General features: G+C 60.8%; 24 protein-coding genes. All 24 read left to right on the top strand.

Going from position 1 to position 23,508, the window contains the following annotated elements; translation table 11 throughout:
• Positions 1 to 7: 7 nt before the first annotated feature.
• Positions 8 to 232 (top strand): hypothetical protein, encoded by a 225-nt coding sequence (locus L6D89_RS26640; protein ID WP_236175872.1) that lies wholly within the window; start codon positions 8 to 10, stop codon positions 230 to 232.
• Positions 232 to 930, top strand: a complete 699-nt coding sequence (locus L6D89_RS26635) for a DUF2786 domain-containing protein (protein WP_043273998.1) — start codon at positions 232 to 234, stop codon at positions 928 to 930. The genes L6D89_RS26640 and L6D89_RS26635 overlap by 1 nt, the downstream gene beginning before the upstream one ends.
• Positions 927 to 2,273 carry a replicative DNA helicase gene (gene dnaB, locus L6D89_RS26630; protein WP_043273996.1) on the top strand — a complete coding sequence of 449 codons (1,347 nt, stop codon included), beginning with the start codon at positions 927 to 929 and terminating at the stop codon, positions 2,271 to 2,273. Before L6D89_RS26635 ends, dnaB begins: the two co-directional genes overlap by 4 nt.
• Positions 2,270 to 2,458, top strand: a complete 189-nt coding sequence (locus L6D89_RS26625) for a hypothetical protein (RefSeq protein WP_043273995.1) — start codon at positions 2,270 to 2,272, stop codon at positions 2,456 to 2,458. Before dnaB ends, L6D89_RS26625 begins: the two co-directional genes overlap by 4 nt.
• Positions 2,448 to 2,963: a hypothetical protein gene (locus L6D89_RS26620; protein WP_043273994.1), complete on the top strand. Its 516-nt coding sequence runs from the start codon at positions 2,448 to 2,450 to the stop codon at positions 2,961 to 2,963. Before L6D89_RS26625 ends, L6D89_RS26620 begins: the two co-directional genes overlap by 11 nt.
• Positions 2,960 to 3,196, top strand: coding sequence for a hypothetical protein (locus L6D89_RS26615; RefSeq protein WP_043273993.1), 237 nt, complete (start codon positions 2,960 to 2,962; stop codon positions 3,194 to 3,196). Before L6D89_RS26620 ends, L6D89_RS26615 begins: the two co-directional genes overlap by 4 nt.
• Positions 3,189 to 3,686, top strand: coding sequence for a hypothetical protein (locus L6D89_RS26610; protein WP_141678532.1), 498 nt, complete (start codon positions 3,189 to 3,191; stop codon positions 3,684 to 3,686). Before L6D89_RS26615 ends, L6D89_RS26610 begins: the two co-directional genes overlap by 8 nt.
• Positions 3,679 to 3,918 carry a hypothetical protein gene (locus L6D89_RS26605; protein ID WP_043273991.1) on the top strand — a complete coding sequence of 80 codons (240 nt, stop codon included), beginning with the start codon at positions 3,679 to 3,681 and terminating at the stop codon, positions 3,916 to 3,918. Before L6D89_RS26610 ends, L6D89_RS26605 begins: the two co-directional genes overlap by 8 nt.
• A complete protein-coding gene (gene yejK, locus L6D89_RS26600; RefSeq protein WP_043273989.1) occupies positions 3,918 to 4,919 on the top strand; it encodes a nucleoid-associated protein YejK in 1,002 nt (333 codons plus the stop codon). The genes L6D89_RS26605 and yejK overlap by 1 nt, the downstream gene beginning before the upstream one ends.
• Positions 4,920 to 4,951: 32 nt before the next feature.
• A complete protein-coding gene (locus L6D89_RS32655; RefSeq protein WP_043273988.1) occupies positions 4,952 to 5,206 on the top strand; it encodes an Arc family DNA-binding protein in 255 nt (84 codons plus the stop codon).
• A 2-nt stretch (positions 5,207 to 5,208) separates the two neighbouring features.
• On the top strand, positions 5,209 to 6,933 hold the full coding sequence (locus tag L6D89_RS26590; RefSeq protein ID WP_043273987.1) for a ParB family protein: 1,725 nt from the start codon (positions 5,209 to 5,211) through the stop codon (positions 6,931 to 6,933).
• A gap of 28 nt (positions 6,934 to 6,961) precedes the next feature.
• On the top strand, positions 6,962 to 7,633 hold the full coding sequence (locus tag L6D89_RS26585) for a DUF2857 domain-containing protein (protein WP_043273986.1): 672 nt from the start codon (positions 6,962 to 6,964) through the stop codon (positions 7,631 to 7,633).
• Positions 7,630 to 8,928: an STY4528 family pathogenicity island replication protein gene (locus tag L6D89_RS26580; RefSeq protein ID WP_065327869.1), complete on the top strand. Its 1,299-nt coding sequence runs from the start codon at positions 7,630 to 7,632 to the stop codon at positions 8,926 to 8,928. The genes L6D89_RS26585 and L6D89_RS26580 overlap by 4 nt, the downstream gene beginning before the upstream one ends.
• 859 nt (positions 8,929 to 9,787) lie before the next feature.
• Positions 9,788 to 10,519 (top strand): PFL_4669 family integrating conjugative element protein, encoded by a 732-nt coding sequence (locus L6D89_RS26575; protein ID WP_043273985.1) that lies wholly within the window; start codon positions 9,788 to 9,790, stop codon positions 10,517 to 10,519.
• Between the two features lie 5 nt (positions 10,520 to 10,524).
• On the top strand, positions 10,525 to 11,064 hold the full coding sequence (locus L6D89_RS26570) for a DUF3158 family protein (protein ID WP_043273984.1): 540 nt from the start codon (positions 10,525 to 10,527) through the stop codon (positions 11,062 to 11,064).
• Between the two features lie 13 nt (positions 11,065 to 11,077).
• Entirely contained in the window at positions 11,078 to 11,563 is a 486-nt protein-coding gene (locus L6D89_RS26565; protein ID WP_043273983.1) for a single-stranded DNA-binding protein, read from the top strand.
• A gap of 872 nt (positions 11,564 to 12,435) precedes the next feature.
• On the top strand, positions 12,436 to 13,044 hold the full coding sequence (locus L6D89_RS26560; RefSeq protein ID WP_043273981.1) for a hypothetical protein: 609 nt from the start codon (positions 12,436 to 12,438) through the stop codon (positions 13,042 to 13,044).
• A gap of 43 nt (positions 13,045 to 13,087) precedes the next feature.
• Complete coding sequence (locus L6D89_RS26555; RefSeq protein WP_043273979.1) at positions 13,088 to 13,285, top strand: ribosome modulation factor; 198 nt, start codon at positions 13,088 to 13,090, stop codon at positions 13,283 to 13,285.
• A 111-nt stretch (positions 13,286 to 13,396) separates the two neighbouring features.
• Positions 13,397 to 15,304: a type I DNA topoisomerase gene (gene topA / locus L6D89_RS26550; protein ID WP_043273977.1), complete on the top strand. Its 1,908-nt coding sequence runs from the start codon at positions 13,397 to 13,399 to the stop codon at positions 15,302 to 15,304.
• A gap of 109 nt (positions 15,305 to 15,413) precedes the next feature.
• Positions 15,414 to 17,342, top strand: a complete 1,929-nt coding sequence (locus tag L6D89_RS26545) for a hypothetical protein (RefSeq protein WP_051879436.1) — start codon at positions 15,414 to 15,416, stop codon at positions 17,340 to 17,342.
• Positions 17,339 to 19,306, top strand: coding sequence for a DEAD/DEAH box helicase (locus L6D89_RS26540; RefSeq protein WP_043273974.1), 1,968 nt, complete (start codon positions 17,339 to 17,341; stop codon positions 19,304 to 19,306). The genes L6D89_RS26545 and L6D89_RS26540 overlap by 4 nt, the downstream gene beginning before the upstream one ends.
• 102 nt (positions 19,307 to 19,408) lie before the next feature.
• On the top strand, positions 19,409 to 20,524 hold the full coding sequence (pilL2, locus tag L6D89_RS26535; RefSeq protein ID WP_043273973.1) for a PFGI-1 class ICE element type IV pilus protein PilL2: 1,116 nt from the start codon (positions 19,409 to 19,411) through the stop codon (positions 20,522 to 20,524).
• Entirely contained in the window at positions 20,521 to 22,362 is a 1,842-nt protein-coding gene (gene pilN, locus L6D89_RS26530; RefSeq protein ID WP_043273972.1) for a PilN family type IVB pilus formation outer membrane protein, read from the top strand. The genes pilL2 and pilN overlap by 4 nt, the downstream gene beginning before the upstream one ends.
• 10 nt (positions 22,363 to 22,372) lie before the next feature.
• On the top strand, positions 22,373 to 23,508 hold a 1,136-nt coding region (gene pilO2 / locus L6D89_RS26525; RefSeq protein ID WP_236201669.1), incomplete at its 3' end, for a type 4b pilus protein PilO2.

Here is a 23,508-nt window from a genome sequence, read left to right as displayed (position 1 = left end):
CGGGCAAATGGAAAGAACTCGTAAGTGGTACGGCGTTCCGGCCAAGCGCGGGATGCGAGTGCTCTACACCGGGTGCGGGAAGAAGGAGTTCGGCACCATCCGCAGCGCCAAGGATTGCCGACTGAACGTGCAGTTGGATGGCCTCAAGCACACCATGCCGTTCCATCCGACGTGGGAGCTGCAATACGAGCCTCGCAAGCCTCTCAGCACCTTGAGCGAGGGCCAGGCCTGATGGATAAGCAGAAAGTCCTGGACAAGGTGGCCAAGCTGATGGCTCTGGCCAATTCCAACGGTGCCACGCCGAATGAAGTCGAAACTGCGCTCCGTCAGGCACGCGCGCTCATGTCCCAGTACAACTTGGAGCATGAGGATATCCGCGCAAGCCTGGTTGACGAAGCCAGCGTCCCGACCCATACCCGCCGTTCTCCTGCAGACTGGCATCACTCGCTTGCCCTTGCCTGCGCTGAGGCCTTCGACTGCAGTTACCTCTCTTACTACCGCCACGGTCACGGCTATTGCTTCAAGTTTCTGGGCAAGGGTGTGGGCCCTGACCTGGCTGCGTATACCTACAGCAGCCTGCTCAACCAGCTGCAGAAAGCTCGCCGCGAGCACGTCGCCCAGCTATCGCGTTGCCAGCTGAAGACCAAGCGGCGCCGCGGACAGCTGTTCGCGGAAGGCTGGATACGTGCCGTTGCGCAGAAGGTCGACCAATTCGCCACGGGCATGAGCTCCGACACTCGCTCTGAAATCAGCGCCTATCTCAGCCTGCACCACCCGAACCTCCAGCACACCAACATAAGCTCGACGCCTGCCAAGGGCCATGATCGCAGCTCGTTGCACGCTGGATGGGAGGCAGGCAAGAAGGCCCAGTTGCGTCGTGGTGTCGGCCGGGATCCCCTGGCAGCGCTTGCGCACGGGGGTGCCAGATGAACCACCTGGACCTCTCCCCTCCTCATTCGATTGAAGCTGAGCAGGGTGTCCTTGGCGGGCTGATGCTCGACAACGAGGCATGGGACCTGGTCGGCGATCAGTTGCAGGAGGAGGACTTCTACCGTCGTGAGCACAAACTGATTTTCAAAGCGATCAGTGACCTTGCTTCGAAGAACAGCCCCTTCGACATCGTCACTATCGGTGAAGCGCTGGAGGCTCATGAGGAAGTAGGCGGCCTGGCCTATTTGGCTGAGCTGGCCATGAACACTCCGTCGGTTGCGAATATCCAGCACTACGCTGCGATCGTGGGCAACCGGTCGCACCTTCGTCAGCTGATGACCCTGGGCTACCAGTGCTCGCGCGCCGCTACTGACCAACAGGCTGATGCCAACGAGGTCCAGGAGTCGATCGAGCAGCAGCTGTTCGCACTGGGTGAAGGCCGGTCGACCTCCGAGTTCGTGAACGTCCGCGACACAATGATCAAGGTCGTCGACCAGATCGATCAGAACTTCAACGGCAACGTCACGGTGACCGGGGTTTCAACTGGCCTGGACGATCTCGATGAGCTGACCTCGGGACTCCAGCCTGCCGACCTGGTCATAGTCGGCGCCCGTCCCTCGATGGGCAAAACCTCGTTCTGCTTGAGCATCGTCGACGCTGCGCTGAAGTCGCGCCCGGATCAGACGGTCCAGGTGTACAGCATGGAGATGCCAGCCCAGGCCCTAGTGTATCGGCTGCTAGCCATTCTTGGACGTATTGATCTCTCAAGGCTGCTGAAGGGCAGACTCGAGGAAGAGGACTGGCAAAAACTGACCGGCGCCGTGGCACGCATGGACGGGTATGGAACACGGCTGGTCATGGACGATACCGGCAACCTCACGCCGATGCAGCTTCGAGCCAAGGCGCGCCGAGCTGCTCGTCGCTACGGAAAACCGTCATTGATCATGGCCGACTACCTGCAGCTCATGCGCAGCCCCGGCCAAGAGAACAGAGCCAACGAGATCAGCGAGATCTCGCGCTCGCTGAAGGCCTTGGCGAAGGAGATGGATTGCCCGGTTATAGCCCTTTCCCAGCTGAACCGAGATCTCGAACGCCGTCCGAACAAACGCCCCATCTGCGCGGACCTCAGGGACAGCGGCGCCATCGAGCAGGACGCCGACCTGATCCTCTTCGTGTATCGGGACGAGGTGTACAACCCCGATACCGAGGCCAAAGGCATCGCAGAGCTGATCGTCGGAAAGAACCGTAACGGTCCGACCGGAACCGTCCGCACCGCCTTCATCCCCCAGCAGACGCGATTCGCCAATCTCAGTGCGCATGAGCTGCAAGGAGCATTCGCATGACGTCCAGTCAGCACTCCCCCATCACCCATTGGTGCCGCAACTGCGGGACTCACCATCCGCTGCAGAACGTACGCCAGTTCGTTCCGGCCGAAACCAGCCCTGAAGGCGAGATCGAGGTCCTCACCTGCCCCGTTTGCGGTAGCTACGACATCGATGAACTGCAGGAGGTGGACCATGCGCGCTGATGGAGCTTTCCCTGCTATCGCCGCCGGCGTTCCGTTCGAAGCCTCTGCTCTGGCTCACGCTCATCGCGCCGGTCTGAACGCCATCGAGCTCGACGCCCTCAGCCAAGTCATTACGCGGCTCGGTCGTGACCACAGCACTGTCGCCCCTGCTGCGCTCCACGCTGAGCTCAGGGAGTTCGAGAAGCTGCAGTACATCGAGATCCTCGAAACCGACGCAGGCACGCTAGAGCTCAGCCTGAAGGCACCTGGCGCGCTGCTCTCCAACTACTTCTGGGCGGTCTGGGTTCCAAAGTATCTGTTCAGTTGTTCGCTCAAGGTCGGAGTGATCCCCTCTCTTTCCGGCCAGGCCGAAGCGCATCACTGCACTGTGGTGTTTCGCATTCCCGGTGCCCGGGAGGCTGCACGCGAGTTCCTCACTGAACTGGCAACCCGCTATCCCGGCGATTCCCCTGAGATCGTGGCTGTCCAGGCCGGCGATGCTCTCAACCAGGAGGTCGCACCATGAGCGCAACCTCCCGCGAGTGCGTAGTGAAATTCGACGGAGCTGGGTTCTTCACCAACACCGTGAAAGGCAAGCGCGCAAGCTGCACCTGGAGCGATCAGATCGCTGCACAGCGCCTGGCCGACCGCCTCTTCGGCGAAGGCCAAGGTGTGATCGCCAAGCTGCCGGCGCAGCCTGGTGACAAAGCGAACTACATCGAGAGCCGCTGGAGTCTGAGCGGAGGTCGTGATGTCTGAGATCACCACCTTCCGCCCACTGCACCGTATCCACAACAACGAGCTACGCCTTGAGCTGCTGCTGCGTGCTGGTCCCACGTGGATCTGCATGCACTGCGGTTATCACCTGGACGGTGGCGGCGAGATGCCTTGCCCGGACTGCGGAAAATGCCGCACGTGGACCAGCGGCTGGAACGTGGAGCGCGGCCACCGGTTCTGGCCTTGCCGCCAGGACTGGGAGGCACGCTTGTTCACCCAGTTCCGAGCGACTGCAGCTGAAGTCTGCCCTGCAGGCGCCGGCGGTGCTCTGGTCCTCGAGCAGCTGCAGGAAGAAGTGCAACTGCTCCGCTCATCGCATGACGAGATTGCCTGCCAACGGCACCAACTGGATAAGCACCTGAAGCGCTTGGTAGAGCGCCTCCTCGAGGCAGCTCGCACCGGAACCCTTCCAGCAGGCCTGCAGGACATGGAGACCTGGCTTCAGCAGCAGGAGGAAACCGCTAATGCGTAATTTCCTCCGCGGCGCCCAAGAAGGCTTGAAACGCCTGGTCATCACTGCTGAACAACTCGGATGGAGCGCAAGCCGCACCGCCGGCGGCCACGTCAAATTCAGCAAGCCTGGCCGGCTGCCCATCTTCACCTCTTTCACCGCCAGCGACTGCCATTCGGCCCTCAACGCTCTCGCGCGCCTCCGCCGCGCCGACGTTCAGGCGGCCCAGTCGTCCTGTCAGGAGATCATCTAATGCCCATTCGTCACGCCATCGTCCACCTGATCGACAAGAAGCCCGACGGCAACCCATCTGCACTGCATATCAGTGGTGTCGAGCTGGTCGATTCCCAGGCTATGGAAAACCTCATGGCCGACCTCAACGAGAGCTACAACGCCAAGCCGAACAAGGCCTGGGGCCTTTTCCATGGCGAATCCGGCGCCTACCCGCTAAGCGGTTGGCTGAACGAGTTCCTGGTTGGCAGCATGGACTTTGTCGAGTTCAGCCGCCATGCAGTGGAACAGCTCGCGCATTTGATGGAGGAGTCCAATCTCTCCACTGGCGGCCACGTGCTGTTCTGCCATTACCAGCAAGGCATGACCGACTACCTGTCCATCGCCCTCCTCCACCACAGCGAAGGAGTGGCGGTGACCGAGGCGCTAGAAGTAACTCCCTCGCGCCATCTTGACCTCAGCAAGCTGCACATGGCCGCGCGGATCAACATCTCCGAGTGGCAGAACAACAAGACGTCCAAACAGTACATCTCGTTCATCAGGGGCAAAAGCGGAAAGAAGGTCTCGGACTACTTCTGCGACTTCATCGGCTGCACCGAGGGCGTCGACGGCCCGAGCGAGACCCGCACCCTGCTCAAGGCCTTCAGCGACTTCGTGGAAAGCGAAGACCTGCCCGAAGAACAGGCCCGCGAGAGGACCGATGTGCTAGTGGATTACGCCACCAGCCAGGCCAAGATCGGCGAGCCGATGGCCCTGGACGCACTCTCCGAACTGATGGACGACCAGGCGCCGCGCGCCTTCTACGACTACATCCGCAACAAGGATTACGGCCTGTCGCCAGAGTTCCCGGCGGACAAACGCACCCTCAACCAGTTCCGCCGCTTCACTGGCCGCGCGGAAGGCCTGTCGATCAGCTTTGAGGCCCACCTGCTGGGCAGCAAGGTCGAGTACGACGGAGAGCGCGACGTGCTGACCATTCGTGGCCTCCCGACCCAGCTGCACGACCAGCTGAAGCGTCGCTGAGAAACCTGCCGCCAGAATTCCGGAGAAATGACATGAGCGCTGATCGCCAAACCGCCACCAAAGAGCCCGAAGACAAATTCGTAGTCCGCATGCCCTGTGGGATGAAAAGCCGCATTGCCGAGCTGGCCAAGGACAACGACCGATCCTTGAATCGCGAGATCCTCCATCGCCTGGAGCGCGTTGACGAACTGGAGTCGCAGATCCAGCGAGCCAACCAGGTCATCGACCGGCTGCTGTCCCAGCAGCCTACTGGTGCCGACTCCGCCAACGACGCGCGGGGACTGTAATCATGGCCGAGCCGATCTCCCTGAAAGACGCCATGCTCAAGCCTGGCTTCCAGCCGCAGGCCGCTCCCGTGGCGCAACTCAGCGATCCCGTCGTTGACACCCCGATGGTGCTGACGCTGGATGACGTCCTTCCGTATGACGACAACCCTCGGACGACTCGCAACCCGAAGTACGAGGAAATTAAAGCCTCCATCAAGGCCCGCGGCCTTGATACGCCCCCGCCAGTCACTCGCCGACCAGGCGAACAAAAGCATCGCATCCGCAACGGGGGCAACACTCGCCTGGCCATCCTGAAAGAGCTTTACCAGGAGACCGGCGACGAGCGCTTTTATCGGTTCCACTGCCTGTTCCGCCCTTGGGATCAAGCCCGGGGCGAGATTCTTTCCTTGGTAGGGCACTTGGCCGAGAACGACCTGAAAGGCGATCTCAAGTTCATTGAGCGCGCTGTGGGCATCGATAAGGCCAAAACTCACTATGAGGCAGAGACTGGCCAAGCAGTATCGCAAAGAGAACTGTCGCGACGCCTAGCCGCAGATGGCTATCCCGTTTCGCAATCCCACATCAGCCGCATGCTCGACGCTATTCGATACCTACTACCTGCTATTCCGGGAATGCTCTACAGCGGTCTGGGCGTGGACAGAGTCAGCAAAATTCTATCTCTGCGTAAAACAGCCAGCACCTGCTGGGAAAAGCACTACAAAGGTGCCGGCATCGACTTCGAGATGCTCTTTCAGGACGTGCTGGCTCAGTTTGAAGGTGATTCCGAAGAGTTTCTGTTCCAGCGCTTCCAGGATGAGCTGATCGGTCAAATGAAAGGGCCGCTCGGCATCGGCTACGAGGACGTGCTGCTCGAGATCACCCAGCAGCAGGACCAACTGCGCCGTAGCACTCCGGTTGTCGAAGTTCCATCCCCTCCGCCGCCGCCACCTCAAGTTGCCGAAACCGGCGGGACTGAAACCCAGGTGCCCGCTCTACCGCCCCAGCCGACCAGCAAGAACACACCAGCGACCATCCCGCCGTCCCTGCCAGCACGGCAGGGGACGCGGATCACCACTACTCCTGACATCAACCAGATGACTGCCGAAGACCGTCAGGCTCGAATCGATGGTCATGTCGCCGCCCCTGCGAACATCAGCTCTCGTGTAGTGGAAATGAAGCAGAAGATGGCCGCGCTGGATGGCGAGCAACTGCCTGACTTCAATGCCAATGCACTCATCGCCATCCCGGTCCAGGCCGGTGGACTGCACCCCATCAGCGACCTCTGGTATATCGAGCGCGAGATCGATGCGGCCGACCAACTGCGTAAGCACATCGCCAACCTGGCTGTGGAAATACTTCAGGCTGTTGGCGCCCCCGGTGACATCTTCGAGGTAGATGGCGGCATCGGGTTCTCCTACCGGCAGCCCCAGGAAGAAATTGAAATCACCGCGACTGCCCATCACACAGTGACGCTCCTCCAGTCACTCAGCGGTGCAACGGCAATCGCTCTGAAACTACTGGAGGATCAGCCCGAAGCCCGCGATGGCCTCATGGAGTTCGAATTTGCTGCGGGTCTCGGCCAACTGCTCCTCGGGCAGCCGATGGCAAAAGACCAGGTCCCGGACGACCGAGGTCGACTGAGCGACGGCGCACTGGTCAAGTTGTTCCGGATCGTGCGCCTCGCCCGTCGCCTCATCGACCTGGAGATCCAAGAGCACGCTCAGCACACACCAGCCCTCGACAGCTGATCGCGGACGATTACGGGAGGGAATCGCAATGTCCAAGTCGCCAATAAACGAAGCTGTGCTGTCGCAGATACTGAACCTGATGCGCAACGGTCAGCTGAATCGCTGTATCGAGATGGGGCTTGCCCCCGAGGTACTGGGCCAAATCCAGCACCCTACCATTATGAGCCTGCTGCTCAATACCCCAGTCACCTGGGCCAAGGTCAGCATCGACGAGTCCATCGTCATGAAGCTGATCTCCGGCGCTGCGCGTTCTGAAGAAGAAATGCGGCTGATCGAGCGCGCAATTCGCCTGGGAGCAACCACGAATCTGCTCAACAAGTTCTTCGGACTGTCGCCTCAAGAAATTGCTCTGCAGCGTGCGGTCATCGGGGTGAAGACGCCTAGAGGTCGCTGGCCTGAGCTTTCAGAGGACCAAGACCACCTGGTCTGGCACAGATGGGTCCACCTCATGGAAGAGAACCAGGTAGACCTGAAGGACAGCCTGGCCATGCTCGACGTTGCCATGCTGGTCGCCGAAGAGCTGATTACCGATGGGCTGACGCTGGCTCAAATCTGGCATCGCATCACGAGCTGGATCAGCCAGGGAGTCTATCCGCCCAACAAAGAAAACCCGTGGCGCCATAGTGCCCAGATGCTGCTGCTCCACGAACAACAACAGGTGGTGGCTGTCACCTCCGAGGAAGGCGACGAAGCAAGATGAAGCTCGCCCGGTTCCCCATTTCAACGCTCCTAGATTCGGCCTCGGGACACCTCGAGGCCCATTTGCAAAAGAAGAGAGCACAGGAGACCGCTACCCAGTCCGCCCCCCCTTCGCAGTACGCAGGGATCATCTTTAGCGGGAACCCCCATGAGACGGTTCCACGAAAATTGCTGCTCGACAACCGCCTGACGCCACTCGAAAGAAACTGCTGGCAGGTCTTCCGCTTGCTCGTCAATGAAGACGGCGTTACCGCATTCCCGACTTACGACCAGCTCCGCCCCTATCTGGGGATGAACCCCGGGAAACACGCTTCCAGGGAAACAGTATCGAAAGCATTGACCGTGCTCCGGCTCACACGCTGGCTGAGCCTTGGACGCAGAGTACGCAATGAGGTAAGCGGCCAGGTGCAGGGCAACGTTTACCTCCTACATGATGAACCTGTAACCCCAGCTGAAGCCATCGAGTTCGACAAGGACTACATGCAGCTGCTGCTCCAATCTATGGAGCATCAAAACAAGGCCATCAAGGAAGTGGCGGAGATTTCCTGGCGCGAGTTTACCGGTGACCCGGACGTAGGACGCCGCCTTCCGACGCACGTCGATACGATTGCTGAGCGTCTGAATGGTCAGGCCTGGGCAGTCGAGAGCAAGCTGCACGCTTTTCCAGCCCCTGAGTTCGGAATCCGAACTCAGTACGAAATCAGCGAGGCGTCACTGAGTTCGGATGCCGAACTCAGTGCGAACCCTGCGAAACAAGGCGCTCTACCCCTCAGTTCGGAATCCGAACTCAGTGGAAATTCACCGAGTACACCCTCAGTTCGGAATCCGAACTCATATAGTACGTATACAGATACACACAAAGATGTTTGTAAAAGCTCTGTACTTCCCGCGGGTAATCCAAGGAATGCCGCGGCGAACTGGCTGATTGCCTTGGAAATGCTCAGCGCAGAGAACCGGAGCAGGGCCCGATCGATCATGCAAACGGTCCCGGATGACCTTAGGGAACCCGTGATGGGTCAGTGGGCACATCGCTGCATCGAGGGCGAAGTCAGCAAGCCCATGGCTTACCTGTCATCGCTTGCAACGCGTGCTATTCGCGGAGACTTCAACGCTGACTGGCAGCCTAGCCCGCAACTTCAACCCAAGGTCGCTCAAGCGCAACCAGCCCCCCCTACGCCGCCAGTTACCCGCCCTCAGTCCCCACCATCTCAGGCTGGGATGCAGACGGCCAAATCGGCCCTAAGCACGATCTGGCAACAACTGAAACCGAGGCAGGGGGGATCACCGACGGATTGATCAGCCAGTGTCATGATCGCCACCCGACCAAGACATGATCGTCGGCGCCGACGGCATACTGGGTGTTGCGGGCCGCAACACTCGGCCAGGGCCAGGTCCTCGGCGCCAACGGCGAACTGGGTGATGCGGCCCGCATCACTCGGTCAGGACCCGGCCATCGGCGCCGTGGGCGAGTTGGGTGGTGTGGCCCACACCACTCGACCAGGACCAGGTCCTCGGCGCCAACGGCGAACTGGGTGATGCGGCCCGCATCACTCGGTCAGGACCCGGCCATCGGCGCCGTGGGCGAGTTGGGTGTTGCGGCCCACACCACTCGACCAGGACCAGGTCCTCGGTGCCGACGGCGAGCTAGGTGTTGCCACTGGCAACACGGGACCAGGACCTGACCGCCGGCGCCGACAGCGAGTTGGGTGTTTCGGGCCGAAACACTCAGGCAGGAACTGGACCTTGGCGCCGAGGTCGACCTGGACGGAGCCACATAGAGATGAGTCGAAACAGCTCCGTTTTTCGGTCGGAATGTGGTTGTAAAAAGCCACCACCAGCGCTGCCCACCTTGAACACTGGAAGCTCTATCAATCAACCGGAGCTTCCCATGCAACAAAGGCAACTTCTCATCGACCTGGCACTATTCGCGCTGCTCGCACTCTGGCCTTACCTTCGCAGTTGGAAAACATGGCTTGTTCTACTCGCCGGCGGTGTGTTGCTGGCTTGGATCTGGGCGCCATTAGGGACGTTTTGGCAGGGGTAGTAATGGCAACAACAAAATCGAGTTTGGCGGACTGAGCATTTCCTGCTGCGGCAGCTCCCGCTGATTAGCAGCATGGGCACGTTCCTCAACCTTAATAAGGAAACCGTGCCCATGGCTGACAACTACCAGCTCAACATTGGCTCCTTGCGGAGTGCTGTTGAGCTCACCCTCCACACGCACCACGCAGCGCGAATCTGGATGGGCCGCCCTCAGACTGAAGGCAAGCCCAGCATCCTCGGACTGGCAGGCTTCTGCTCGAAGATGAATCAGATGTCGCGTGGTGCCTCTCAGGACGATCCCTACTCCGACTGGTGGATGATCCGGCTCGAGGAGAAGATCAACGAGTCGGACGAAGCCTTGAAGGTCATCGACAAGCGCCTGGACGATGTCATGGCCCAGTTGCCTTCGATGATCACCATCGGCAATAACCTCTCGATCCAGCCCGTCAAGCTGCCTCTCTTCATCTCCAACCCATTGGGCTTCAAGGCGGTCTACCTGCTGACCTCCTACGACGAGATCGTTCGACGCATCCTCCTGGCTCAGCACGTTGGTCTCATCGGCCGGCGCGACATGGAGCTGTGGATCGACGAAGGCGCCCGCGTTCTTCGTAGCCTCTTCGGCCTGGCCCAGCTCTATCGCTTTTCCGGTGCATGCCGCGACGACTTTGCCGCCAACAACGCCAAGGCCGAGCAGGCGCGGAAAATGTACGAGCGTCATGGCGAGATTCCCCAGGACATCCTGGAGGGCACCCGACGTTCTTCCTTCGCCCCACCGATCACTCGCGGTCAACCACAACCACGCGAGCCCTTCTCCGATGACCACGAAGATCTCGGCGAGGACTGATCACCATGCTGCCGCACAGCCGTCCGGAGCATGAGCTGCAACAGACTCTCTTCCGACCACTGCAACAGACTGCCTATCAGGGGCTGCAACAGAGTGCCTCACTAAAAGGCCTTTTAAGACCCTTTAAAGGTAAGGGGGAGATGACCCAGTTAGCTGAGCAATGCCAGGCGCTGGAGGTCGGTCTGAAGGAGCTCGCCCAGGAAGTGCTGGCCCAGGTCCGCCGTCATCCTTTCAGCTTGCTGCCCGTCCGCCTGATAGAGCAGAACACCCAGGCCGGCACCACCTTCCTTCGCTGGCAGCACATCCAGTCCCGAAAGATGGGGGTGGGCATCTGGGCGGAAATGCTGCGGCAGCCCAAGACTCCATCCCACCTGCTGCAGGACCTGCTCGCGCTCGAGCAGCAACGAATCATCCTCAACATGCAGATGAGCCTCATCCACTCCATCGCCAAACAGGCCGCCGAGTGCGCGGAGAAGATGGGCCAGGCCGAGGCCGAGTACCTGGTTCGCCTGCAGCAGAACACGAACCCATCGCAACACAACTGACCGGAGATCCACCATGAGTACACCCGTAGTATGGGAAGGCAACATCGGCTCCCTGCCCGAGTACAAGAGCTTCCCCAACGGCAACAATGGCCCGCGGCAACTTCTGCGTCTCAACATCATGTTCGACAACTCGATCCCGGACGGCCAAGGTGGCTATAAGGACCGTGGAGGGTTCTGGTGCAACGTCGAGTGGTGGCACCAGGATGCCGAGCGCTTCGCCTCTGTGTTCCAGAAAGGCATGCGGGTCATGGTCCAGGGACGCGCCATCATGGACAGCTGGAAGGACAAACAGACTGGCGAGGAGGTCCAGGCACTGAAGGTCGAGGCGAGCCGAGTTGCGATCCTCCCCCATCGGGTTGCCCAGGTATCGCTCCTGGCCTCCGGGGCCGGCCAACAGCAACAGCAGAATCCTCAGACTGATCGTCAGCCGCCGGCGCCGCAGCACCCTACCCAGGACATGCGCGACTACGACGGATTTGACGACGACATTCCCCTGTAACCCCCTCCTTAATTCAGCGCGCCCCTTCGCGAGGCTTCCGGGGACAAGGACGTCCCATCGCGAGGCTTCTGCACCACCCAATCAGCCCTCTTCTGGCGAGCCATTTTGTGAGGCCGCCCTTCGCGAAGCTGCAGGTGGCAAGAACTTTGCTCCGTCATTCCTGTCTTCAGTCCAATCTTTTGCAGCAACCGCCATGGCCCAATTGTTGAACAAGCCCATCACCCCCTCGGAGCTCGAGCTCGTCGAGCTCTACCGCAAGCTGAGCAAAGAACAGCAGGCGCTACTCCTCCCCATACTTCAGGACCGTGTAGACGGTAAGCTCTCGAACACCGAGTTCCTGGGCCAACTGCGTCAGATTCCCTCTCAGGCTGACCCACGCTAAATCGCGTCCCTTCGTGTAGCTCCCTCGCCAAGAGCAGCTGAGTCGTGGCGTTTCACCTCATATCCACTCCACAACTGTTTCCCGTAACACTTCGCCCTTGCTTGACGTGGTGGTGTTGCGGCCCGCAACACTCAGCCAAGCCTTGATCTCATGGCGGGCGGTTGAACAACTGGCTCCACTGGAACCACTCAACCAGGAGCACAGTGGCAGTGTTGGTGCCAATGGCAGCCTCGGTGCTTCAGCCCGAAACAGCTGGGCCGAAAGGGGGCGCTGCACGCAGCGCCTGCCCAGGTCTCTTGTGGAACGATCCTGCGGAGTGGGGAAATCCACTTCCTCACAATGCGCATTTCCGGGTGTTTTCTGCCCTGGACAGGCCGAGTCTTGCATCTGAAAGAGCTTTGCCGAGCCATGCCCAGCATCAACGCGCCTCATCGTGAAACCGCTGGATGCGAGGCATCGCACGTCGCCCCTCATAACTCGGTGATACACCATGAAACAGCTCCAGACCGCCATCTGCTTTGCACTCATCCTCCTTGCTCACTCGCCCTGTTGGGCCTCGGAGAAGTCGGACAAAGCAGACACTAATGCTACGGCTGCAAAGAGCACGAAGGCTCTGAAATACATGCTCTCGGTATCGGGAGCTCTCTACCGGGACCACTACCTGGTTATGTCATTCGCCGACAACGTCGAGGATGGCCACCCCCTAGAAGCGCAGGCTCAGGTCACAAGCTCCTATGTGTCGAAGGTGACGCCCGATGGCGAGCAGCTGCGCCTAACTCCAGCCACTTACGTCCACGGCTACGACCTGAACATCACCCCTGTCGTCATGTCTGAGGACCGCGTTCAACTCAGTTACCGGCTACATGGCGTCGAAGTCTTGGGTTTTGTAAACCCGGCAGCCGGTGTGACCGCAACCGGAGCTCCGCAGACCAGCCTGCTCGACGTGGAGTCCACACAGCCCAAGCAGGCACTCCTCGGCAATGAGCAGAGCATCGACTTCGGCTGCGATTTAAGGTGGGCCCGGGAGGACAAGCAGGATATCCAAGCGGTCAACTGCCGCTATCATCTCGTCGTGACAGTCAACAAGGCTTCCAACTAGTAAAGAGCCCTACAGCGCCAACCTCATTCGCGGGAGGTCCACTGTGTCAGGTCAGTCCACACCAGAGCAAAAGGTCGACAGGAGGCACTTCAACAATCCTCACCTGACCATTGCAGCCGCTGGTGCAGAAGCTGCGCAGAAAGGGCTTCCCGTGCATGCCTGCCCCTACAAGCACCCCGCCATGTTGGCCAGCTGGCTGAAAGGGTACCGGCAGGCCCAGCAGCTGACGCTGGACCTCTAGTCCACAACGACCCTCCCGCCGAATTCATCCCGCCTCTAATGCCCATTTCGCGTTGAACCAGACCAGGCCGGCAGCAACAGTGCGGCCTGGATCAACGGATAGGGGCACCCCATGAAACTCATGATCATCGAGGCACCGGGCAAGCTGAAGAAGCTCGGTCCCATGATGAAGAAGCTGCGCCCTGGCGAGGACTGGATGGTAGTCGCCAGCGGCGGCCACATCCGCGACCTGCCGGAGAAGGGCCAGGACAGCACCATGATCACCACCGGCGTGCTCAAGAACCTGCGCCCCGTGTACGAGGTGCTGCCCAAGAGCCAGCGCAACGTGAAAAGCATGCGCGATGCTCTGAAGAGAGCCACTGAAATCTACATCGCCACTGACCCGGATCGTGAGGGTGAGTCCATCGCCTGGCACATCCAGCAAACGCTGGGGATTCGTGACTATCAGCGCATCACCTTCAACCAGATCACCCAGTCCGCCGTACGAGAGGCCCTGGCGAGCCCGCGAAAGATCGATCTTCCCCTGGTAGCGTCCCAGGAATGCCGGCGCGTTCTGGACCGTCTGGTGGGCTACCTCGTAACGCAGGAGCTTCGACGCACTCTCGGTGAACCCACGTCTGCAGGACGCGTTCAATCTGTCGCCGTCTACATCGTGCTCCTGCGTGAACGCGAGATTCGCAACTTCAAGGTCGTTCACCACTTCGGCGTGGACCTGACCTTTCTGGATGAGGCAACGGAGCAGAAGTGGAAGGCAGAGTGGGTGACCGTTCCTGACTTTGCGACTGAGGAGCACCCTTACGTCCAGGACGGCACACTGGCCAGCCAGGTCGCTGGGACGCGCGCCGTAATCGTCGAGTCCTGTACCGACAGCAAGAAACGCCGCGGGCCACCCGCGCCCTTCATCTCATCGACGATGCAGCAGGCAGCCAGCGTGGCCTTGGGGTGGGATCCGGACAAGACCATGATGATTGCCCAAAAGCTCTACGAGCAGGGCGTCATCAGCTATCACCGTACTGATAACCCCAACCTGGATGACGATGCGATGGCGCATCTGAAGGCTGTTGCACGCCAGATGGGGCTGGAGGCAGTCGAGGAGCGCCGGGTATTCCAAGCCGGCGATGCGGCCCAGCAAGGCCACCCAGCCATCGCGCCGACCAGTTGGGCTGACGAGACAGCGGGCGAGACGCCCGATGAGCAGTCGCTCTACAAAATCATCCGAATTCGCGCGCTGGCCAGTCAGCTTACGGACGCAATCTACGACGTGCGCACCGTAAAGCTCTTGGCCAAGGGGCCGGATAGTCGCCCACTGCGATTCGCCGCAACTGGTAGCACCATTTCCTACCTCGGCTGGAAGAAGCTGCTCAAGGGCGATGACGCTGAAGAAGACAGGGCCGAGCCTGCGAAGAATCCGGTCCCGAAACTGCAGCCAAGGCAGATCCTCCCGGTTCACCAGGGCGAAGTGCTCAGCCAGAAGACGAAGGCGCCGCCGCGCTTCACCAAGGCCAGCCTTGTCAAGGAGTTGGAGCGATTGGGGATTGGCCGCCCAAGTACCTTCGCCGCAATCGTCAAGAACATCACTGGCAAGGGCCTGGTCGTCGAGGAAAAGCGCAAGTTGGTCCCAGGTCCGCTGGGGGAGAAAACTATCGCCAAGCTGGAAGGCAACTTCACCTTCCTGCAGCTGGAGTTCACCAGCAGCATGGAGAAGGACCTGGACAAGATCGCCCAGGGCCAAGAGACGTACAGCTCCGTCGTGGCCCGGTTCTATGAGCACCTCGGGGCGGAACTCCAGAAGCTGCAGACGCAACCGTCCGCCACCATGCAACGAAGCGCTACCGCACCGGATTCACGGCCTACCAGCAGCGAGTACAAGTGCGGCAAATGCGGGGAACCACTCGTCCACAAGCAGAAACCTGGGCAATACGATTTCTGGGGCTGCACGGGATACAGGTCTTCCGGATGCAAGGTGGCTTATCCCTCGGTCAAGGGCAAACCTGATATGAACAATCCGCGTGGAATGTAGGTGCTGGGGAACAGCCGTACCCGCGAATTCCGCCTTCTCCAGGTCTCTATTTCCCCTGTCCCCGCCAGAACCCACCTGACAGCCTGCATGCTCCTCGAGGAGCATGCACATGTCAGCGGTCATAGATACCCCGGTCGACCCCATCCTTCGTCGCTTCACAGAGAGGCAGCGCGCAGTAGCCACTACCTGGGCAACGCATTTCGGCCTGGCAGGTCGGCAGCGCACTGACTTCATCCGGACCTATCTGCAGCGAACCTCCACTGCTCGAGCCTGGTTCGTCAATGGCACGCATGGCCCGGACCAAACTCCATTTGGCATAGCGCGTTTTGGCAATACCCTTCAGTGGTATGACGGCCAAATCATCAGGGCACTGACGATTTCCACACGTGATCGTGTTTCTCTGAGGAAACCCACACGCAACGGCGCCATCGCACTCATCAGCCGGCTGGAATCTGAACTGAGATGGCACCAGGCCGGCGGAGTGTTTGCCGACACAGCCTTCCTCACGTCCTACTGTAAAAAAGCTCATCAGCTCGCCGGCAGCATGGCGACGGACGACCTCGGGAAGTTCGCCCGTAACGTTCCGAGCCCTGCGCAACGAGGAAGCCACCACCGGTACTTTGGGCCACGAACCCGGTTTTATCTGAAACAGATAGGGGCAGTCCTCAAGGGATTCTGTAGCCAGCTCGACCCTGAAATCCTGTTTGCCATTCGCTCCGTGCGCTGTCCTTCTCCAGCCCTCTACAACTGGTTGGCCTCCGGTTGCAAAGAGCGACGCCAGCAGGCGCTCAAGGCCCAACCGATTTTGCTGCCGCTGCTTGTGCTTCCCGACCAAATCTCTTGGCCGTGCTCCGCTACCGGCACCTTTTTGCAAGTACCTTGGCTCGACCTGGCCCCCTACGAGCTCACCGACTTGCACAAGGAATATCTCGCTCCTGTCGCCTTCGATCAGATGCTGGGACATACCGTCGACGCAGGGTTATCGCTGACGGACTTTCTGGCGTGGTACTTCCAGGTACAACCTTCGTCGATTCGCTTCATCGGCTCTTGCCGGCCGTCAATCGCAGGCGGCGCGCTTGCGCACGTTTTACGCGAGGGCAAGAACTCGGGCTGGCATGCCCTCCTCGCAGGCGCCTCCCTCGGAAATCGCCGTCCGAAAACTCATGGTGACTGGACGGTCTTCTTCCAGTTGTTCAACCACATTCCCTGGGAAGTTCGTCCCGACTACTCTCTCCCAAAAGACCAGCAGCGTTGGGACCTGAATCGATTGCTTTCTGGATGCCCCAGCAGCTGGAATGACCCGGCTTGGCCAAGAATCATGGCGTCCCTGCAGGACTTCGGCGAAGTCTTCCGGCAGTTGGGACTAGCTTTCGCGAACCATGCTCAGTACGACGTTATTCAACAGGCCAAGCTCAACGCATCGGCGTTTTTCCAGCGCAGCAGCTACCGGCAACTCGCCAACAAGGTGTCGGCCTTCCACAAGGCACTCGCCGAGATTCGCGAAGAAATCGACGCTGAAAAGCCAGAACTGAAAGCGTCTGACGAGTCGGCCAGGTGGACGCCCTTGCTGGTCGATGGCCCCGTGCTATGCCCGAACGGTATCGAGGCGGTTGAGCTGCTCTCTCCGTCCGATCTCTGGAGCGAACACGTATCCCTCGATCACTGCATCGATTCCTATGACTTCTCAGCCTACTGCGGTGATTGCAGGTTGATTTCTCTGCGTCGCGATGGGCGCTCACTTGCATCCGCCGAACTGGTCCTCAATCGAAAGAGTCATGAACACCAGGGCGCGCGGACCGTCCACCACCTGGAGTGCGCACAGCTGCGCTCGTATGGCAACGACCCCGTGCCGAAGGACTCAGCCGAAGGCAGAGCCTTTGCCTGGCTGATGCAGCAGATCAAAGCTGGATCGGTTCAGGTCAACTTGGACTGGCCGGACCACACCCAGCACATGACCAGATTTGCCGACTCTCATTGGCAATCTCGGCTGGCCGGCGCGGTTGCCCACTGGGTGAGCACCCATCTGGAGGCAGCATGAAGCGGCCACGGATGATGAATCGCTCCCCGGAGCTGCTCGGCAAGGTCGTGTTCGACGGCTACGACTTCGGCCTCCAGCTGCCGTTCCTGGAAGGTGCCAACAAGGTGTTGCTTGCCCGCGGGGGATTCTTCATCCGTCGAGGCGACCACCCCTACCACCGGTACTGGAGGCTACCCAAGAACAAGCTTTTCCACGAACTGGACCTTCTGTTCCACCGCCTGCAGGAGCTCGCCGAGGACCGCTACAGCGAAACCTGGCAGCGCTTCCAGCAGAAGTTGGAGCAGGCCCAGGCCTCGCCCATCCGGGATGCGTTCACCTGGGGACTGATGCTCCGTATCGCCCCGCTGGCAGACGGCGGTGTGCTGCTCTCGGGCGACTACCACCCCGGCGTCGTTGCGGTAGCGCGGCGCATGCATGGCGTCTTCCTCGGTCACTCCAGCTCGTGGCGCATCGACGCTTCTGCAGAGCTAGTGCGCAGCAACGTGATCCTGGAGCTCGGACTAGCTGAGGACCAGTTCGAGATCCTCGATGTCGTCCAGGAGCTGCTGAGCGATGGCACTGTTGCGCCGGCGAAGGACGTGCCCGGGATCAGCCTCGGTGGCCCTCCCCAGGAACCCACAACCTCGGCTGGAGACGAAGACGTCTCCACCGATATCTACCTGGCGGCTGTCTCGCCGATCGAGCGTACCGAGTACACCGAAAGCGCGATCACGGAGGCCTTGCGCGGCTATTCACTCCTGGACCACCAACCTGTGGGGATCGCTCACCTTCTGCAGCGGACCAGCGCGCTGCTGGCCGACGACATGGGGCTGGGCAAGACACGCCAGGCGGTGATTGCGGCGCAGATCCGCGCTGCAGGCGTGCCGATCCTGGTGATCACGCTGTCGTCCCTGTTGATCAACTGGGAGCGCGAGATTCATGCGGTCTACCCCGAAGCCCGGGTTGCACTGCAGCACGACGATCCGACTGCAGAGTGGATGGTCATCAACTACGAGCGGTTGGGCGACTTCGTGGTGCAGGCCGAACGCTTCAGCGTCATGATCATCGACGAAGCCCACAGGTTGAAGGAACCCACGGCCGAGTGGACACGCCATGGATTCGACATTGCTGCGAAGGTGCCCAATCGCTACCTGCTCACCGGCACGCCTGTGCTCAACCGCGAGACCGAGCTCCACACTCTGCTCCGGCTCTCGGGGCACTCTGTTGGCCAGCTGTCGCTCAAGGACTTCTGTGAACGCTTCGCCGGCAACCCTGAGTTCCGCCAGAACCTGCGCGCCGAGCTCGGCGACTGGATGCTGCGCCGACGCAAAGACGTCCTGCCCAACCTGAAGGGCAAGCAGCGGCAGCTGCTACCCGTGGAGCTGGCTGCAGACGAGCGTCGCATGTACGACACGCTGCGCCTTGAGGACAGGCCCATCTTCGCTCGCCTTGGAGCTCTCAGGCGCTACCTGGAGCAGGTCAAGGTCCGCGTGGCCATGGACCTGGTCAGCGAGCTGGATCCGGCTGACAAGGTAATCCTCTTCTGCGAGTTCAAACCAACGGTGGTGATGCTCAAAGAGCTCTGCGAGCAGGCCGGCATCGGCAACGTCACCTTGGTCGGCACCGATACGTTGAAGAAGCGCCAGAAGGCCATCGACAAATTCCAGGAAGACCCCGACTGCCGCGTGTTCATCTGCACGACGTCGGCCGCCGGCACCGGCAACAACCTCACCGCAGCGAACTACGTGTTTTTCCTCGGCCTGCCCTGGACGCCTGGCCAGCAAGACCAGGCCGAAGACCGCGCCTATCGCAACGGCCAGTTGCGCATGGTCATCGTGAAGATCCCGTTGGTGGAAAACACCATCGACCAGCAGCTGTGGCAGATGCTGTTGGCAAAACGCCAGGTCAGCATGGAGCTCATCGAGCCTGAGGCAGATCAGGAGGCGCTGGCGAAGTCTCTACTGGCAGCCACCATCGCGGCATAGGCCCGGAATAAATACCCCTACGCCGCGTTATCTATTTCCTACTGCGTACTGGCACTGCGCCTGCGAACGTGACCCCCATCATCAAAGGGGGCCTTTCGGTACATGACCAGGCAGTTGACCACTCTCTCGTTGCTCGCGCTTCTCACCGGCTGCACTACCCAGCCGGTCGAGACGCCCAAGCCCGCATTCGATAGCAGCCGCAATCCGGAAATGCTATCGCCCGACCTTTATCCCAGTGGGGGTGTGCCAGAGAAGGAGCCCGTCGTCCGGTATGGGCGCTACACCCTGGTCACGACACAACCGGACGCTGGTCAGCGCGATCTGATGGCCCAGATCATCGACGTCACCATTCCCTCGAACATGAGCCCCAGTGTTCGGGATGCGATGCAGTACGTCGTTGAGCGCTCCGGCTACGCGCTGTGTCCCGCCAGCTCCGGGCACGTCAATATCCTCTACACCCGGCCGTTGCCAGCTGCACAGTACAAGCTGGGGCCTATGACCCTGCGCAACACTCTGCAGGTGCTGGCCGGTCCGGCTTGGCAGGTCAAGGTCGACGAGGTGAACCGCCAGGTTTGCTTCGTGCTTCGCCCTGGCTACCAGTTGCCAGAGCCTCCGCGGCCGGCGACTACCATGTACGCCCAGCAACCTGCCAGTACCAAGACCGCCACTCCGGCACCGGACTCTGCCACCGGCGCTGTCGTAGTTGCCGCGGTGCCCTCCAGCCCCGCCATCACCACTTCAGCTGCTGCCGCTCCGGCGGCCGCAGCCAAACCCGCAGTGCTCCCCCCAGTGGCACCCGCCAAGGATGGCCCTATCACTGCAGCCTCGACCTCGAGCGCTGCCCCCAAGCCTGCCAGCACGCTCCCTGTACCAGCGAGTTTGAAATCTCCAGTGCCTGCTGCAGCTGCTGTCGCTCAACCTGCGCCGGTCACGTTCCCCGCGCCGATCCCACGGCCGCTGCCCCAGGTATGGGCGGCCGAAACTGGATCAACCTTGCGCCAGAGCGTCGAGGCCTGGGCCAAGAACGCCAATTGGACGCTGATCTGGAGCCAGGACGACCTGGACTACCCGATCCAGGCCCCGCTTCGTTTCGAAGGCTCCTTCGAAGAGGCGATCAAGCAACTGTTCCCGTTATACGACACCGCTCCGCGCTCCTTCGTGGTTGATGGCAGCGACTCTCAGCGTGTGTTGCACGTCGACGAGAGGAAGAAGAAATGACCGCACGCCCCTGGGTACGCTGGGCCATCTTGCCGCTGGCCCTTTTCATGAGCAGCTGCTCGCTGCAGCGCGTGAACGATTCTGTTGCTCGCGCTGAGCTCGAGGGTAAATCCGCAGGGCAGTACACCAAATACCTGCAGAACCTGCAGCCCGAGCAAGCTCGCGATACCGTCGTCTTCAGCAACAAGCCATGGGTATCGACCCAGCCGCTGGTGACCAAGCGCGGGCTTCCCTTCGGCAAGGACCACGACATTGCCTACCGGCCCGTGTCGGCCGTGTCGATCACCGAAGTGGCCCAGTACATCACCCAGCAGACCGGCCTGCCGGTACTGGTGGCACCTGATGCGCTCAACCCCGGCATCCTGACGTCCTCCAAGCAGTCGGGCAGCAACAACAGCGCGCCGGCGCCGATCAGCTCCGCTGGCCCAGACAGCCTGGCCGGCCTGATGCCGGCCAACGTTATCGGCTCCGCCCCCAGCGGCGCGCGTAGCTTCGACATCGGGCTGTCCAGCGCCGGCCTGATTGCGGGCATCAAATATTCCGGCCCTGTGTCCGGGCTGCTCAACCAGGCAACTTCTCGCCTTGGCCTGTCCTGGAACTACGATCCAGACCTGCAGGGCGTTCGAATCACCTACTTCGAGACCCGCACATTCGACGTCTGGGCCTTTGGTGATGACCAGGTCATCGAAAGCACCGTGAAGTCTGGACTGGTGACGTCAACTGGCTCCGGCTCGGGCGACAGCGGTACGTCGACGAGCTCTGGTGCTACGGGCGAATCCGGAAGCAACCAGAGCACCACCTCCATCATCAAGACCTCACTGCTGGCCGACATCGAGAAGAACGTCCAGGCCATGCTCAGCGTCCAACCGGAAGGGCGCATGTTCTTATCTCGCTCGACAGGCGCGATGACCGTCAGCGACAGGCCCGAGGTCCTGAACAGAGTTGCGGCCTACCTCCGAGATACGAACCGGACCATCACCCGCCAGGTGCTGTTCAATGTGAAGGTTGCCGAGGTGAACTTTACCGACACGGACCAGAACGCCGTGAACTGGGACGCCGTGTACAAGTCGGTCTCCGGGAAGTGGGGCTTCTCGCTGTCCAACACCGTGTCTGGCATCAGCAGCGACGCTATTTCTGCCACCGGGAGCATCCTAGATACCTCCAGCTCGCCCTGGGCCGGCACCAAAGCAATCCTGCAGGCGCTGTCCGAGCAAGGCCGCGTTACCGAAGTGCGGTCCCCCTCGGTAACCACGCTCAACCTGCAGCCCGCTCCCATCCAGATCGGCAACGTGAAGAGCTATGTCGCTGCCAGCTCAACTACGACTACTGCATCGGTGGGCTCCAGCACTTCCTTGACGCCTGCGACGATCACCAGTGGCTTCAACATGATGTTGCTGCCCAAGCTCCTGGATCGCGAAAACATGCTGCTGATGATCACGCTCAGCATGAGCAGCAAACCCACCTTCCAGGAGTTCGAAAGTAACGGCTCGAAGGTGCAGAACGCCGACTACGACACCAAGAACGCAGCACCCAAGGTTCTACTGCGCAGCGGCGAGACTCTGGTGCTGACCGGATTCGACGAGAACAGCGAGAACGCCTCCAAGTCCGGGGTAGGCAGTCCGAGCTTCTTTGGCCTGGGAGGCGGCAGCAGCCGCACCTCGACTCACAGCTCCCTGGTCGTCCTGGTAACTCCGATCGTCCTGCCGGACAACCTCAACGGCAGCATCCAGTTCGTCCCCAACATCCTGCAGGCAGCCGCCAACCTGGCTGCCAACGATGACGGGCAGCACACCCAGGTATCGTGCAGCTCCAAGCAGCGCACCTGCTGGACCTTCTGAAGGGGCGATGATGAGCATTGACGCTCCCAAGGTAACGGGCTCGCGAGTCCAGATCCTTCAGTACCGTGGCAGGGACTTCGTGACCGGCCTGCGCTGGCACCCGCTGGGCAGTCTCACCGGTTACATGAAAGAAGCGCGCAAGTTCGGGGAAGACAACGACCTGGACATCGTCGCCATACGGCGCACCCCGCGCATCATCCAGGCAGGCTTCGTATCGCGCACCGAGGGCGTGACCAAGGGCATGTACAGCCTGGCCGCGACCCTTGCCGGTCAGCTCGGCAACTCTTGGATCGCAGCTTGGCAGGTTGAAACTGATGAGGATCGCTACGCGGTCGTAGCCGTACATGACGGCGGGATCATCCCTGGTTGCGATCTCATCGGCACCGCCGCGGAAGTGCGCCGGCGCGTTGCACAACAGCGCAGCCGTGGCATCAACTTCGAGCACGAGTACCTCCCGCCAGAATTCGAGATGGGCGGTGAGCCCCTGGACATCCAGGAGCTGCTTCAGCCGTCCAAACTCAAACGCGAGTATCGCCTCCGACCGCTGGTATTCGGGCTGTCGAAAGCGGAGCTGGCTCAGTTGATCGTCATCGCGGTGATCGTCATCGGCGCCTTTGTGGCGTGGACACAGTGGCGTGCGCACCAGGAGCAGATCGCGCGCGAAGCGCGCCTGGAGGCAGAACGGAAGCGCCTCGAGGAGCAAGCCCGGCTGGAGCAAGAAACAGGCACCAAACAGCCCCTGCAGGCGCTGGAACACCCTTGGGCGAAACGGCCCTCTGTCCCAGCCTTCGTCGAAGGTTGCAGCCGAGTAATGTACCAGCTACCCACGAGCATCCATGGCTGGACCTTCGCAAACGCCCAATGCGACGGCACGCAAGTCCTGGCTGCCTACAAGCGCGGTGGAAACAGCACCGCTGCGGAGCTCATTTCGGCCAGCGCTGGGCACTTCTCCGACCGACCGGCATTCTTCGACGAAGGAAACTCCGCAACGCTGAAGTTCGATCTTGCCCTGCCAGCAGCTGGTGACGAGCCGCTCGCGGAAGCGATCGACGCTCTGGCGGCCCTGTCGTCCTGGCTGCATGCCTTCTCCCAGGAGCCGACGCTCAAGGAGGTTCCTGTCGTGGTGCCTCAGGAGCCCGCGCTCCC

Origin of the sequence: Pseudomonas pseudonitroreducens, assembly GCF_021603645.1 — a bacterium.
GTDB classification, from domain to species: Bacteria; Pseudomonadota; Gammaproteobacteria; order Pseudomonadales; family Pseudomonadaceae; genus Pseudomonas; species Pseudomonas pseudonitroreducens.
Note: the sequence above shows the minus strand (reverse complement) of the source record. Positions and strands in the feature narration are given on the sequence as shown.

Coding starts and splice junctions, on each gene's coding strand:
- L6D89_RS26640 (WP_236175872.1), top strand. CDS start 8: ATGGAAAGAACTCGTAAGTGGTACGGCGTTCCGGCCAAGCGCGGGATG.
- L6D89_RS26635 (WP_043273998.1), top strand. CDS start 232: ATGGATAAGCAGAAAGTCCTGGACAAGGTGGCCAAGCTGATGGCTCTG.
- dnaB (WP_043273996.1), top strand. CDS start 927: ATGAACCACCTGGACCTCTCCCCTCCTCATTCGATTGAAGCTGAGCAG.
- L6D89_RS26625 (WP_043273995.1), top strand. CDS start 2,270: ATGACGTCCAGTCAGCACTCCCCCATCACCCATTGGTGCCGCAACTGC.
- L6D89_RS26620 (WP_043273994.1), top strand. CDS start 2,448: ATGCGCGCTGATGGAGCTTTCCCTGCTATCGCCGCCGGCGTTCCGTTC.
- L6D89_RS26615 (WP_043273993.1), top strand. CDS start 2,960: ATGAGCGCAACCTCCCGCGAGTGCGTAGTGAAATTCGACGGAGCTGGG.
- L6D89_RS26610 (WP_141678532.1), top strand. CDS start 3,189: ATGTCTGAGATCACCACCTTCCGCCCACTGCACCGTATCCACAACAAC.
- L6D89_RS26605 (WP_043273991.1), top strand. CDS start 3,679: ATGCGTAATTTCCTCCGCGGCGCCCAAGAAGGCTTGAAACGCCTGGTC.
- yejK (WP_043273989.1), top strand. CDS start 3,918: ATGCCCATTCGTCACGCCATCGTCCACCTGATCGACAAGAAGCCCGAC.
- L6D89_RS32655 (WP_043273988.1), top strand. CDS start 4,952: ATGAGCGCTGATCGCCAAACCGCCACCAAAGAGCCCGAAGACAAATTC.
- L6D89_RS26590 (WP_043273987.1), top strand. CDS start 5,209: ATGGCCGAGCCGATCTCCCTGAAAGACGCCATGCTCAAGCCTGGCTTC.
- L6D89_RS26585 (WP_043273986.1), top strand. CDS start 6,962: ATGTCCAAGTCGCCAATAAACGAAGCTGTGCTGTCGCAGATACTGAAC.
- L6D89_RS26580 (WP_065327869.1), top strand. CDS start 7,630: ATGAAGCTCGCCCGGTTCCCCATTTCAACGCTCCTAGATTCGGCCTCG.
- L6D89_RS26575 (WP_043273985.1), top strand. CDS start 9,788: ATGGCTGACAACTACCAGCTCAACATTGGCTCCTTGCGGAGTGCTGTT.
- L6D89_RS26570 (WP_043273984.1), top strand. CDS start 10,525: ATGCTGCCGCACAGCCGTCCGGAGCATGAGCTGCAACAGACTCTCTTC.
- L6D89_RS26565 (WP_043273983.1), top strand. CDS start 11,078: ATGAGTACACCCGTAGTATGGGAAGGCAACATCGGCTCCCTGCCCGAG.
- L6D89_RS26560 (WP_043273981.1), top strand. CDS start 12,436: ATGAAACAGCTCCAGACCGCCATCTGCTTTGCACTCATCCTCCTTGCT.
- topA (WP_043273977.1), top strand. CDS start 13,397: ATGAAACTCATGATCATCGAGGCACCGGGCAAGCTGAAGAAGCTCGGT.
- L6D89_RS26545 (WP_051879436.1), top strand. CDS start 15,414: ATGTCAGCGGTCATAGATACCCCGGTCGACCCCATCCTTCGTCGCTTC.
- L6D89_RS26540 (WP_043273974.1), top strand. CDS start 17,339: ATGAAGCGGCCACGGATGATGAATCGCTCCCCGGAGCTGCTCGGCAAG.
- pilL2 (WP_043273973.1), top strand. CDS start 19,409: ATGACCAGGCAGTTGACCACTCTCTCGTTGCTCGCGCTTCTCACCGGC.
- pilN (WP_043273972.1), top strand. CDS start 20,521: ATGACCGCACGCCCCTGGGTACGCTGGGCCATCTTGCCGCTGGCCCTT.